This is a genomic window from Mycobacterium sp. ZZG, from assembly GCF_054786995.1.
The window spans coordinates 26,472-38,522 of sequence record NZ_JBTBFV010000015.1; the positions used below are offsets into that span (position 1 = coordinate 26,472).

16 protein-coding genes are annotated in these 12,051 nt (G+C 68.6%); 13 read left to right on the forward strand and 3 right to left on the reverse strand.

Going from position 1 to position 12,051, the window contains the following annotated elements; all coding sequences use genetic code 11:
- Positions 1 to 50 precede the first annotated feature (50 nt).
- The 6 genes from ACXMYJ_RS11240 to ACXMYJ_RS11265 are packed head-to-tail and all read left to right on the forward strand — an operon-like array spanning position 51 to position 4,188.
- Positions 51 to 566: a MarR family winged helix-turn-helix transcriptional regulator gene (locus tag ACXMYJ_RS11240; protein WP_260756695.1), complete on the forward strand. Its 516-nt coding sequence runs from the start codon at positions 51 to 53 to the stop codon at positions 564 to 566.
- Positions 563 to 1,690: a formate-dependent phosphoribosylglycinamide formyltransferase gene (gene purT / locus ACXMYJ_RS11245; protein ID WP_260756696.1), complete on the forward strand. Its 1,128-nt coding sequence runs from the start codon at positions 563 to 565 to the stop codon at positions 1,688 to 1,690. Before ACXMYJ_RS11240 ends, purT begins: the two co-directional genes overlap by 4 nt.
- Positions 1,687 to 2,142, forward strand: coding sequence for an Rv0361 family membrane protein (locus tag ACXMYJ_RS11250; protein ID WP_443188029.1), 456 nt, complete (start codon positions 1,687 to 1,689; stop codon positions 2,140 to 2,142). The genes purT and ACXMYJ_RS11250 overlap by 4 nt, the downstream gene beginning before the upstream one ends.
- Before the next feature lie 19 nt (positions 2,143 to 2,161).
- The gene (locus ACXMYJ_RS11255; protein WP_443188028.1) at positions 2,162 to 2,575 is read left to right on the forward strand and encodes a rhodanese-like domain-containing protein; all 414 of its coding nucleotides are present in this window, start codon (positions 2,162 to 2,164) and stop codon (positions 2,573 to 2,575) included.
- A complete protein-coding gene (locus tag ACXMYJ_RS11260) occupies positions 2,572 to 3,783 on the forward strand; it encodes an O-succinylhomoserine sulfhydrylase (RefSeq protein WP_443188027.1) in 1,212 nt (403 codons plus the stop codon). Before ACXMYJ_RS11255 ends, ACXMYJ_RS11260 begins: the two co-directional genes overlap by 4 nt.
- A complete protein-coding gene (locus tag ACXMYJ_RS11265) occupies positions 3,784 to 4,188 on the forward strand; it encodes a hypothetical protein (RefSeq protein ID WP_260756701.1) in 405 nt (134 codons plus the stop codon). It begins immediately after the preceding gene.
- A 49-nt stretch (positions 4,189 to 4,237) separates the two neighbouring features.
- Here the strand turns inward: ACXMYJ_RS11265 and ACXMYJ_RS11270 are convergent, their stop codons facing one another.
- Together ACXMYJ_RS11270 and ACXMYJ_RS11275 are read right to left on the reverse strand one after the other, a co-directional pair.
- Positions 4,238 to 5,086: an SDR family oxidoreductase gene (locus ACXMYJ_RS11270; protein ID WP_460356155.1), complete on the reverse strand. Its 849-nt coding sequence runs from the start codon at positions 5,084 to 5,086 to the stop codon at positions 4,238 to 4,240.
- Positions 5,087 to 5,106: 20 nt separating this feature from the next.
- Positions 5,107 to 5,835, reverse strand: coding sequence for a DUF899 domain-containing protein (locus ACXMYJ_RS11275; protein WP_460356158.1), 729 nt, complete (start codon positions 5,833 to 5,835; stop codon positions 5,107 to 5,109).
- Between the two features lie 87 nt (positions 5,836 to 5,922).
- Between ACXMYJ_RS11275 and ACXMYJ_RS11280 the strand changes: the two genes are divergently transcribed.
- The 5 genes from ACXMYJ_RS11280 to ACXMYJ_RS11300 all read left to right on the forward strand — a co-directional run bounded on the left by ACXMYJ_RS11280 (position 5,923) and on the right by ACXMYJ_RS11300 (position 9,203).
- Positions 5,923 to 6,255 (forward strand): ArsR/SmtB family transcription factor, encoded by a 333-nt coding sequence (locus ACXMYJ_RS11280; protein ID WP_260756704.1) that lies wholly within the window; start codon positions 5,923 to 5,925, stop codon positions 6,253 to 6,255.
- Positions 6,252 to 6,689 (forward strand): SRPBCC family protein, encoded by a 438-nt coding sequence (locus ACXMYJ_RS11285; protein WP_460356162.1) that lies wholly within the window; start codon positions 6,252 to 6,254, stop codon positions 6,687 to 6,689. Before ACXMYJ_RS11280 ends, ACXMYJ_RS11285 begins: the two co-directional genes overlap by 4 nt.
- A complete protein-coding gene (locus tag ACXMYJ_RS11290; RefSeq protein ID WP_460356164.1) occupies positions 6,682 to 7,173 on the forward strand; it encodes a GNAT family N-acetyltransferase in 492 nt (163 codons plus the stop codon). Before ACXMYJ_RS11285 ends, ACXMYJ_RS11290 begins: the two co-directional genes overlap by 8 nt.
- Positions 7,174 to 7,210: 37 nt before the next feature.
- Positions 7,211 to 7,474: a hypothetical protein gene (locus ACXMYJ_RS11295; protein ID WP_260757910.1), complete on the forward strand. Its 264-nt coding sequence runs from the start codon at positions 7,211 to 7,213 to the stop codon at positions 7,472 to 7,474.
- A 124-nt stretch (positions 7,475 to 7,598) separates the two neighbouring features.
- A complete protein-coding gene (locus ACXMYJ_RS11300) occupies positions 7,599 to 9,203 on the forward strand; it encodes an alpha/beta hydrolase fold domain-containing protein (protein ID WP_260756708.1) in 1,605 nt (534 codons plus the stop codon).
- A 61-nt stretch (positions 9,204 to 9,264) separates the two neighbouring features.
- On the opposite strand, the gene ACXMYJ_RS11305 is transcribed toward ACXMYJ_RS11300, so the two are convergent.
- Positions 9,265 to 10,017, reverse strand: coding sequence for an MBL fold metallo-hydrolase (locus tag ACXMYJ_RS11305; RefSeq protein WP_460356166.1), 753 nt, complete (start codon positions 10,015 to 10,017; stop codon positions 9,265 to 9,267).
- Positions 10,018 to 10,040: 23 nt separating this feature from the next.
- Between ACXMYJ_RS11305 and fgd the strand changes: the two genes are divergently transcribed.
- Together fgd and ACXMYJ_RS11315 are read left to right on the forward strand one after the other, a co-directional pair.
- Entirely contained in the window at positions 10,041 to 11,051 is a 1,011-nt protein-coding gene (gene fgd, locus ACXMYJ_RS11310) for a glucose-6-phosphate dehydrogenase (coenzyme-F420) (protein WP_260756711.1), read from the forward strand.
- Positions 11,052 to 11,066: 15 nt separating this feature from the next.
- Positions 11,067 to 12,038, forward strand: a complete 972-nt coding sequence (locus tag ACXMYJ_RS11315) for an endonuclease/exonuclease/phosphatase family protein (RefSeq protein WP_260756712.1) — start codon at positions 11,067 to 11,069, stop codon at positions 12,036 to 12,038.
- Positions 12,039 to 12,051: the final 13 nt, after the last annotated feature.

A 12,051-nucleotide genomic window follows, 5' to 3' on the forward strand; every position in this document is an offset into this window, starting at 1 on the left:
TCAGAATATTAACAATTAATCAACTGAATTTTCCGGGTAGGGTGGGGGCCGTGCAGGATGTCGACCGGGTCGCGCTCGAGGCGTCGATCGCCGCCGATGTGCGGGCCATGACGGCGGAATCTGACCGGATAGGACACCGCTTCGCAGGTCTGCACGCGTTGACCGCCAACGATTTCCGGGCACTGCTCTACGTCACGGTCGCCGAGAACGCCGGCACGCCGCTGACGGCCGGCGAGCTCCGGGAGCGGATGGGCACCTCGGGGGCGGCCATCACCTACCTGGTGGAGCGGATGATCGCGTCGGGCCATCTGCTGCGGGATTCCGACCCTGCCGACCGGCGCAAGGTGATGCTGCGCGTCGCCCAGCCCGGCATGGAGGTCGCCCGCGAGTTCTTCACTCCGCTGGCCGAGCACACCCACCGGGCACTGTCCGACCTGCCGGACAGCGACCTGGCGGCCGCGCACAGGGTGTTCGCCGCCCTGACCGACGCGATGGGCACGTTCCGCGCGGCGCTCACGTCATGTTCTGATTCCGGCGACGCGTCTGGCAGGCTGGAAACTCGATGACTGACACGAGGTACGGCGAGACGGTGCTGCTGCTCGGCGTGGGCGCGCGCAGCAGTGAGCTCGCGCTGGCGTTCCGGCGGCTCGGCGCCGAGGTGGTCACCGCCACGGACCAACCAGACGCGGACGCGCTGACGGCGCTGATCGACGAGCACCGGCCCGGCCACGTGGTGCTCGACACGGCGACCGTGGGGACGGACGCGCTGCTGTCGATCGCCGAACGCGACGACGTCGAGGTGTTCCCCACGCCTCGGGCCGCCCGTCTGTCCCAGGACGGCGAGGGTCTGCGCAAGCTCGCCGCCGACGAACTGGGGCTGCCCACCGCGCCGTTCTGGTTCGCGGGATCGGTCGAGGAACTCACCGCGATCGCGGCGCACGCCGGATTCCCGATGGTGGTCAAACCGGTTGCCGCAGCACCGGGCGAGGGCGAGTCGGTGCTGCTGCGACCCGCCGACGTGGAGCCGGCCTGGAAGCGGGCGGTGGGCGGCGGCGCACCGAGCACGCAGCGCGTCCTGGCTGAGACGGTTGTCGAAGTCGACTTCGAGGTCACCCTGCTGACGGTGCGCACGACGGGGCCGGCCGGGCCCACAGTGCATTTCTGCGAGCCGATCGGACATCACCAGAGCGACGGCGATGCGCTGGAATCCTGGCAGCCACAGCAACTCTCGCCTGTCGCACTGGACTCGGCGAAGTCGATCGCCGCACGCATCGTCAACTCCCTCGGGGGCCGAGGGGTGTTCGCGGTCGAACTGCTGGTGCGTGGCGACGAGGTGTATTTCTCCGACGTCAGGCCGCGGCTGCAGGACAGCGGCCTGGTGACGCTGCGCTCGCAACGGCTGTCGCAGTTCGAACTGCACGCGCGCGCCATCCTCGGGCTTCCGGTCGACACCATCATGATCTCGCCGGGCGCGGTCGAGGTGGGCTACTCCGACGGAGAGGACAGGGACGTGTCCAGCGCCGAGATGCGCGCAGTGCTGGCCGATGCGCTCGCGGTCGCCGAAAGCGATGTCCGGGTGTTCGGCGGCGAGGCGCCCTGGCGCAGCTGGTCCACGGCGACCGCCCAGGACCCGATCGTGGCGCGCGATCGCGCCCGCCGCGTCGCGACCGCCGTGCGCAGGCTCCGGTGAGCGGCCGCGACGAGACCGACGGCACCGAGTCCAGCGGCTCGGCAGTCGCACCGTTCCTCGGGGCGCTGGCGATCATTACGGCCGTCGTGATCGGAATCTGGTTGTTCAACGTGTTCTCCGGCGACGGAATGTCCGACGACCAGCAGATCGCGCGGGCCGCGTCCGGCCAGAATGACGCGCTGCAACGCGGCGACTACGCCGACTTCAAGGTGTTCACCTGCGCCGAGCAGCACGCCGTCGAGTCCAAAGTTCTTGATACACAACGTTCCTCAGTCCTACGGCGGGGTGAGCGGTTCGTCGACCGGGTGGCCGGCGTCGCAGTGGACGGCGACCGTGCCACCGCCGATATCACCTACTACTTCGACAAGGACAAGGACGCCAAGGAGACGGTCGAGATGACCTTCGTGCGCGAGGGCGGAAGCTGGAAGGTCTGTTCGACCGGTCCCAGCTAGCTGTGGGACACTCACGACCGTGAGCTATGCCGGAGACATCACGCCTGAACAGGCATGGTCGCTGCTGAGCGAGAACCCCGATGCGGTGCTGGTCGACGTCCGCACCGACGCCGAGTGGCGATTCGTCGGGGTGCCCGATCTGTCTTCGCTGCAGCGCGACGTGATCTACATCGAGTGGAATCGCACGGACGGCACCCGCAACGACGGTTTCGTCGACGACCTGGTCTCGGCGGGCCTCACCCCGGGCCAGCGTCCCGTGCTGTTCCTGTGCCGCTCCGGCAACCGCTCCATCGGGGCCGCAGAAGCTGCCACCGAGGCCGGCATCGGCCCGTCCTACAACATCCTGGACGGTTTCGAGGGCAACCTCGACGAGCACAAGCACCGCGGCGCCACCGGCTGGAAGGCTGTCGGGCTGCCGTGGGCCCAGTCATGAGCGACGGCGAATCCGTCCGGATCCCCGCTCCGCTTCCCGAGGGGGTCAGCCTGGACACCATCGGGGTGCGCGGCGGGCTGCTGCGGTCGGGCTTCGAGGAGACCGCCGAGGCGCTGTACCTGACTTCGGGCTACGTCTACGAGTCGGCCGCCGCCGCGGAGAAGGCGTTCACCGGCGAGATCGACCGCTTCGTGTACTCGCGCTACGGCAATCCGACGATCGCGATGTTCGAGGAGCGGCTGCGGCTGCTCGAGGGTGCCCCGGCGTGCTTCGCGACGGCGACCGGTATGTCGGCGGTGTTCACCGCGCTGGGGGCGCTGCTGGGCGCCGGCGACCGGCTGGTGGCCGCACGCAGCCTGTTCGGTTCGTGTTTCGTGGTGTGCAACGAGATCCTGCCGCGGTGGGGCGTCGAGACGGTGTTCGTCGACGGCGATGACCTCGAGCAGTGGGAACGGGCGTTGTCCGTCCCGACCCAGGCGGTGTTCTTCGAGACGCCGTCAAACCCGATGCAGTCGCTGGTCGACATCGCCGCGGTGTGCGATCTTGCGCACGCTGCAGGCGCGAAGGTGGTGTTGGACAACGTCTTCGCCACCCCGGTGCTGCAACGGGGCATGCCGTTGGGTGCCGATGTCGTCGTGTACTCGGGCACCAAGCACATCGACGGCCAGGGCCGTGTGCTGGGCGGGGCGATCCTCGGCGACGCCGAGTACATCGACGGGCCGGTGCAGAAGCTGATGCGTCACACGGGCCCGGCGCTGAGCCCGTTCAACGCCTGGACCCTGCTCAAGGGGCTGGAGACGCTGTCCCTGCGGGTGCAGCACCAGAATGCGTCGGCCCACCGCATCGCCGAGTTCCTCGAGCAGCATGCGGCGGTCAGCTGGGTGAAGTACCCGTTCCTGGAATCGCACCCGCAGTACGACCTGGCCAAGCGTCAGATGTCCGGCGGCGGAACGGTGATTACCTTCGAGCTGGTGGGCGGCAGCAAGGAGCGGGCCTTCGAGGTGCTCGACAAGCTACACATCATCGACATCTCCAACAACCTCGGCGACGCCAAGTCGTTGATCACCCACCCAGCCACGACGACGCACCGGGCCATGGGGCCGGAGGGGCGGGCGGCGATCGGCCTCGGCGACGGCGTGGTGCGGATCTCGGTCGGGCTGGAAGGCACCGAGGACCTCATCGCCGACCTGGACCGGGCGCTCGGGTAATTGTCCAGACGGTCGGATGCGAAGAAGGCCCGACGCAGGAAACGTCAGGCCGTCCGGGACCAGACCTGGCTTCCGGCGCGGGTCGCCGACGAACTCGAGATCGCCTCGGACCTTGAGGAATTCGATGCCAAGCTGACCGAGCGCGGCTGGGAGTTCTCGCTCGACGTCGAGGATGACACCGGCGCCGCCTGGTACTGGCCGGCCTCCGAAGCCGAGGTCCCAGACGAGAACGAGGCCGTCAACGTGACGGTGGTGCTGCTCACCCCCGACGACGGCGGCCAGATCGCGCACGTGGTGTTTGTCGGGACGGCCGAGGATTACCAGTTCAACCTCGACGAGCTGTTCGAGCACCTCGACACGATCGAGGCCTACAGGATGGGCGCACCCCTACCGGTCTTCGGCTAGATCTGATTGCCGAATTCCTCATCGCGGCTCGTGCCTCGCCGCTTGATCGTCATTCGGCTAGACCTTGCGCGGACCGTGCCCGCTGCTCATAGCCCTGTCGCTCGGCGGTGTCGAACTCCAGGAACACGCTGTCCAGGCCCAGCTTGTTGTTCATCCAGCGGCGTCCCCGCGGCCCGAGCATCTGCGCCGCCTGTGCGGTGAAGCGCAGGAACGGCGGCACCGACACATGGGTCTTGGGCTTGTCGAGCGTCTTGGCCACGGCCGCGGCGATTTCTGCCGGCTCCACCGGCTTGACGGCAGCGGTTTCCTTTGTGCCCGAAATCAATTCGGTCTTGGTGAACGGCGGCATCACCACCGACACATGCACCCCGTGCGGTGCCACCTCGTCGGCCAGGGCGGCGGACAACCCGACGACGCCGAACTTCGCGCCTACGTAGACCACCTGCCCGGGGACCGGGATCAGCCCGGACAGCGACGCGATGTTGATGATGTGGCCCCGCCCACGGGCGATCATGTCCGGCAGCGCGAGCTGGCAGCCGGTGATCACCCCGTACAGGTTGACCTCGATGGACGAACGCACGGCCTGCTCGGACTGCTCCAGGAAGGGGCCGATCGGCATCACGCCGGCGTTGTTGATGAGCACGTCGAGGTGGCCACCGCCGTCGGTGCGGGCCTTGTCGAGGAAGGTCGAGAACGACTCCCGGTCGGTGACGTCGAGCGGATAGCCCGACACCGGCCCGAGGTTGCCCAGCCTGGCCACCGACGACTCCTGTAGAGCGACGTCGCGGTCGCCGATGACGACGCGCGCACCCCGCTTGAGGAGGGTTTCGGCGGTCGCGTATCCGATACCGCGGGCCGCTCCGGTGATCGCGATGGTCTTACCCCGGATGTTGTCCATGCGCGCGAACTTTACATGTGTCAACTTTCTCTGGGAAGAGCCCTCGGCAGGTCGCTGGGCCCGGGGCCGTACGCGTCGTGCCAACGCCACCACCGATAGGGCGCCGACTGCGGGTGTCCGGGCGGCGAATCCTCCCAGTTCTCCTGCCGCCCGAGGGCGGTGATGTCGCGGAAGTTCCAGGTGTTGACGAAGGCCTCGTCGCCGCGGCCGTTGACGAAGTAGGTGCGGTACACCCGGTCGCCGGCGTCGTCGGGCCAGCGGATGAACGCGTTGGTGCCGTGCCACTGGTCGACACCGAAGTCGACGTCGAACGCACGTGTGTCATCGGGAAGCATTGTGTACCAAGGGATGTCCCATCCCATCCGGGCCTTCATCCGGGTGATGTCCGATTGCGGGCCCCGGGAGACGTACACCAGGGTGGTGTCCCGCGCGTTGAGGTGGGCGAGGTTGCCGATGTGATCGGCCATCAATGAGCAGCCGACGCAACCGTGTTCGGGCCAGTCGTCGGGGCCGGGATCCATGAAGGCCCGGTAGACGATCAGCTGTCTACGGCCGGCAAACAGGTCCGGCAGGGTGACGGTGCCGTCCGGTCCTTCGAAGCGGTACTCATTGTCCACCGGGGTCCACGGCATCCGGCGCCGCAGCGCGGCGAGCGCGTCCCGCGCCCGCGTCATCTCCTTCTCCTTGACCAGCATCTCGGCCAGCGCCGAATCCCAGTCCTGCGCCGACACGATCCGCGGGAGTCCCATGACGCCCTCCTTCCGACCAACATTCAACAGATTGGTTGAACGATCCGGACATCCAGCAGACCACGCGCCCCGGCTATAGTCAACAGAATGGTTGAAGATCCGGTGCTGGACCGGACCTACGCGGCCCTCGCCGATCCCACGCGCCGACGGCTGCTGGAAGCGCTACGCGACGGCGACGCGCGGATCAGCGACCTGGCTGCGCCGCTGCCGATGACGTTCGCCGGGGTGTCGCGCCACGTCGGGGTGCTCGAGGCCGCCGGTCTGGTGCGGCGCGAGGTGCGCGGCCGCGAGCACTGGCTCTCATTGAAGCCCGACGGACTGTCGGCGGCCCAGCGGTGGATGGACGAACAGACCGAATTCTGGTCGGCCCGCGCCGAGGCGCTGTCAGAACGCCTGCGCAGAAAGCAGGACCGCCGGTGACCGAAGCTCCGGTAGTCCGGGTGCGCCGCGTCATGCCCGCGGAGCCCGAGGTCGTCTTCGACGAGTGGCTGGATCCGGTGGCCCTTGTGGACTGGATGTGCCCGCGCCCGTCCCGGTGCGTGGCCGTGACCGTCGAACCGCACGTCGGTGGCCGGGTGCGGTTCGACGTCGACGACTCCGGACGGTCGGTGCTGATCACCGGGCAGTTCCTCGAGATCGACCGGCCGAACCGGCTGCGCTTCACGTGGCCTCACTCCGGCTGGGCGGATCCGACGGCGACGAGCATCGTCGATGTCGCGTTCGAGCCGCACGGCGACGGCGCGACACTGATGTCCGTCGAGCATTCGCTGCTGCCGCCGGAGGCGTTCTCCGACCACGACGCCGGGTGGGCGCTGACCGTCGAGCAACTCGCGGCGGTGCTGGCGCGTGGGTGAAGGGGCCGCACTGCGGTTCGTGGCGGTGGGCCAGGACGATCCGCTCGCCGCACCGCTGATCGACGAGCTCGCTGTCGAATACGCCGACCGCTACGGCGGCGAACGCGACCGGGTCCACGCCTGGCTGCGCGGCTACCCCGCCGACGAGTTCGTCGGCCCTGACGGTGGTCTGCTGATAGGCGTGCTCGACGGGCGACCGGTCACCGGCGGGGCGTTCCGCCGCTTCGACGAAGCCACCGCCGAACTCAAGCGCATCTGGACCGACAGCGCCCACCGGCGCCGCGGGTACGGCCGCGCGCTGGTCTCGCGACTCGAGGACGACATCGCCGCGCGAGGCTATTCGCGCATCTATCTGACGACCGGAGACCGGCAGCCCGAGGCGGAGGCGTTGTACGTGTCGATGGGGTACCGGCGGCTGTCCGAACCGTTGCCGGCCGAGGGCGAGGTCTATCCGATCGCGTTCTTGAAGGTGCTTGCGCTATAGGCTGGCCGGTGTGTCGCAGGCGACCGTGGGCTGGCTGATGTTGGCCGCTGCCGCACTGACGTTCGCGATCGGCGGGGTATCTCGCCTGCTCGTCGGCCGCCGGCGTGACAGCAAGCCGGTGCGACTGCTGGTGAAGATTTTCCGCAGGACCGGGATCGCCCGGGTGCTGTTCGGGCGCTTCGAGTCCGACGTCCTCGACGACGACGAACTCGACACGATGATCCTGATGCCGGCGATCGTCGTCGCGTGCGGCCTGGCCCTGACCGCGCTGTTCCTGCTCGGCTACGACAGCCTGGCCTGATGCAGTCGTAGGGAGGTCGAACAGCGGTCGGTGCGCAGTTTCAGTAGCCGACTACCGAGTCCGTTCGAGCGCAGAGGCACGAGGATTCCACTCGTCAATGTGCGCAAGCCGGAAGAGGTGCGTGATGGCGAGCAGACATCATCCAGGCCGCACCGATCAGCTCGGCCGGATCGGCGGGTGGGTGGTCGCCCTCGGCATCGGTGCCGGAGTGACGACCGGTCTGGGCTGCGGGATTGCCTGGGCGGAGAGCGACGACGCGTCGTGTCCATCGTCCTCGGACTCGTCGCTCACACGAGAGGACGTCGAACGGAAAGACGCCGGGCCCGCCCGCGTCGACCGAGCCGACGATGAAACCGTGGGCCACGACGAAACCGTGGGCCAGGATGCCGGCCTCGGGGACGCCGGGACCGAACGGGGCGCGGACCCCGGCGGTGACGGCGAGGAAGACGCCGACGAGGTCGACGAAGACGGCGACGGCCCGCCGCCGCGCTCACCGAGAGCGGACCATCCGACAGAGCCGCCACCGGAAGTGATCCGGAGCATCCGCCATGCCACCACCGGATCGAGTGACGACCACGAAAATCGGTCGGGCCCGCCGACCTCACGGCGGGTCGTCTCGATGCCGACCGCAGTGCCGGCCGACCGGACACCGGTCAATCGTGCGACAGACGACACGCCCAACCCGGCCGGCACCCATCCGGCGCTGCTGACACTGGTGACCTCGGTCGGCCGCGACACCGAGCAGATGTCAAGCAGGCAGCACCTGCAGTTCAGCCGGACGACCACCGAGATCGAGCAGGATGCGGATGGAAAGACCGCCCCTGCTGTACCGGCGTCGTTCACAGGGGAACCCTCGGCGGCATCGAAGGTCACCACGGCCGTGTTCCGGGCGATCCGTGCGGTCACCGGCGTTCTGGGACTGGAGTTCGTCACCGACATCGGGCCGCTGATCGCCAGCGAGTCGCCACCGTGGTTCACCACGATCGGCGTGAAGGTTCGGCGCAGCGAGTTCGACGGGATGCCGGTAGTCGCCCTGGGTCCGCCACGACCGTCCGGCAAGTATGTGGTCGCCGTGCACGGCGGCGCCTACGTCGTCAAACCCACTGTCTTCGAATGGCTCCAGTACGCCTCGTGGGCCCGCGACACCGGCGCGACAGTCCTGATGCCCCTCTACCCGTTGGCGCCGGGCGGCACCGCGCGCACAGTCGTCCCCGTCATCGCCGACCTCATCTCGAACGAGATCGAGCAACACGGCGCCCGAAACGTCAGCGTCACAGGTACATCCGCGGGAGGCGGCATCGCTCTGACCGCAGTACAGGAACTGGTGCGTCGCGGCGATCAGGTCCCGTCGCACATGGTGCTGTCCTCGCCCGCACTGGATCTGACGGTGAGCAACCCGGCGATCCAGTTCGTCGACGATCCGATTCTGACGTCGACCACCGTGCGCAGAGCCCAGCAGTGGGCCGGGGACCTGGAGCTGACAGACCCGTTGGTGAGCCCGTTGTACGGATCGCTGGCGGGCCTGCCGCCGACCGCGATCTACTCCGGAAGTCTCGATCTGCTCGCCCCGGACGTCCTGGTCCTGCAGGACAAGGCGATCGCGACGAAGGGATCGGATGTCACGTTCGTCTTGCGGAAGGATCAACTCCACGCCTGGGCCGGAATCTTCTGGCTTCCCGAAGCGCAGGCCCTACTCCCGGACATCTATCGGCAGCTCGGACTGCTCTGACGCTTGCCTCAATTCACGGCTCGCCGTGGTCCTCAATTCACGGCTCGCCGTGCTCCTGAATTCACGGCTGCGCCGTGGCCGCCTGCTTCACCGCATCCCTGACCCGTCCCCGCCACACCGGCCCGTGCCCGGGCAGCAGCACCTCGGTGTCGAGCATGCCGAGCGCCTCGAGGCTGCGCCGGCACGCGTCCTCGTCGTGGTTGAACACCAACGGCAGCAGCTGCGGGCCCTGCCGCGTGGACACCGGGTGACCGGTCACCAGGGCGTCCCCGCTGATCAGCACGCCGTCGACCAGGTAGGAGCAGTGCCCGCCGGTGTGCCCGGGAGTCGGGACGCACCGGGGGGCGCCGGGCAGCCCCGCCGCGACGTCCTCGGTCAGCGTGGCGGTGGTGGGGATGCCGGAGTGGTCGAGTCCGCCCTTGCGGATGATCGCCACCGACCAGGCCAGCCACCTGGGCCGCCACGCCTGCGCGGCGACAGCCAGCGGTGAGGCCTGCTCGAGATACTCGCGTTTGGAGTGGCCGACCTCGTCGGCGTGGCAGTACACCGGGGTGCCGTGCTCCCGGGCGAACCAGATCGCCGACCCGAGATGGTCGATGTGCGCGTGGGTCAACAGAATCGCGCGGACGTCGGCCGGCCCGAACCCCAGCTGTCCCAGTGAATCCAGCACATCCTGACGGCTGCCCGGAAATCCGGCGTCGATCAGCACCACGCCCTCCCGGGAGCCCGAACCTACGGTGACCAGGGTCCAGTTCACCAGGTCGGTCTGGGCGAAGTGGACGCGGTCGGTGACGGCCGTCAGTACCGGTGCCATCAGGCGAGTGTAGAAACATAGTTATGGCTGAACTGAAACTGGGCTACAAGGCGTCGGCGGAGCAGTTCGCCCCGCGGGAACTGGTCGAACTCGGTGTCGCGGCCGAGGAGTACGGCATGGACAGCGCGACGGTCAGCGATCACTTCCAGCCGTGGCGGCACAAGGGCGGGCACGCCCCGTTCTCGCTGGCGTGGATGACCGCGGTGGGGGAGCGCACCCAGCGGCTGGTGCTGGGCACGTCGGTGCTCACCCCCACCTTCCGGTACAACCCGGCGGTCATCGCCCAGGCCTTCGCGACGATGGGGTGCCTGTACCCGAACCGGATCTTCCTCGGAGTGGGCACCGGCGAGGCACTCAACGAGATCGCCACCGGCTACGAGGGCCAGTGGCCGGATTTCAAGGAGCGCTTCGCGCGGCTGCGCGAAGCGGTGCAGCTGATGCGCGAACTGTGGCTCGGCGACCGGGTCGATTTCGAGGGCCAGTACTACAAGACCAAGGGCGCCTCGATCTACGACGTGCCCGAGGGCGGTATCCCGATCTACATCGCCGCGGGCGGGCCGCAGGTCGCCAAGTACGCCGGCCGCGCCGGCGACGGCTTCATCTGCACCTCCGGCAAGGGCGAGGAGCTCTACAAGGAGAAGCTGATCCCGGCGATGCGGGAAGGCGCCGAGGCGGCCGGCAAGAACCCCGACGACATCGACCGGATGATCGAGATCAAGATCTCCTATGACACCGATCCCGAACTGGCGCTGGAGAACACCCGGTTCTGGGCCCCGCTGTCGTTGACCGCCGAGCAGAAGCACTCGATCGACGATCCGATCGAGATGGAGAAGGCCGCCGACGCACTGCCGATCGAGCAGGTCGCCAAGCGGTGGATCGTCGCGTCCGACCCGGACGAGGCCGTCGCCAAGGTCAAGGACTACGTCGACTGGGGCCTCAACCATCTGGTGTTCCATGCGCCCGGGCATGACCAGAGGCGGTTCCTGGAACTGTTCCAGCGCGACCTGGAACCGAGGCTGCGCAAGCTCGGCTGAGCAGCGACACCGCGCATGATCCGCATTCCTGCGACGGTGCTGGGCGTGGGCGCCCTGGCCGCCGCGGTGGTAGGCCTCGCCGCCCGCTACCTGCCCATCACCGGGCACCCCATGCTGATCGTCGCCGCCGCGGCGCCCTACCTGGCGCTCGCGGCGCCGGCGGCGATGCTGTTGCTTGCCGTCGGCAGGCGCTGGCTGCTCACCCTGGTCTCGGTCGCGCTGACCGTCGCGTTGATGTGGATGTACGTGCCGCGGTACCTGAGTTCGGCGGCTCCCGAAACCGCGGCGGTCGACGTGCGCGTGCTGACCGCGAATCTCTATCTCGGGCAAGCCGATCCGGCTGCATTCGCCACGCTGGCCCGGAACGTCGCCGACATCGTCGCGGTGCAGGAGTTGACGCAGCAATCCGCGGACGGGTTGTCGGCGGCGGGCATGGACGGGGTCTTTCCGTACCGGGTGATCCTGCCGGCCCGCAACGCCTCCGGCATCGGGATCTGGAGCCGGTATCCGATCGTGCACTCCGGCCGCATCGACGGCTACACGATGCCGATGGTCGGGTCGCGGATCCGGATCCCTGGCGTGCGTGTCGACGCCACCGTGCTGTCGATACACCTGCCCGGTCCCTGGCCGGCGCCCATCGACGGGTGGCGCGACGACATCGCCCGCCTGCCCGAGACCCTGCGCGATGTCGGCCGCACGGCGGGCGCGGGCGCGGTGATCGTCGCCGGGGACTTCAACGCCACCTCCGACATGGCGCCGTTCCGCCGCCTTCTGGACGAGGGCTACGGCGACGCCGGTGCCGACGCGGGAGCCGGCCTGGTCCGCACCTATCCCGGCCGCGGAATGCGCCCGCCGCTGCTCGGCATCGATCACGTCCTGACCAAGAACTGCTCCACCGTCGGCGCCACCACGGTGACCGTGCCGGGCGCCGACCACCGCGGTCTGGTGGCCACCCTGCAGGTGCCGGTGGACATGACAGCCAGTTGACAGGCAGGCTTTG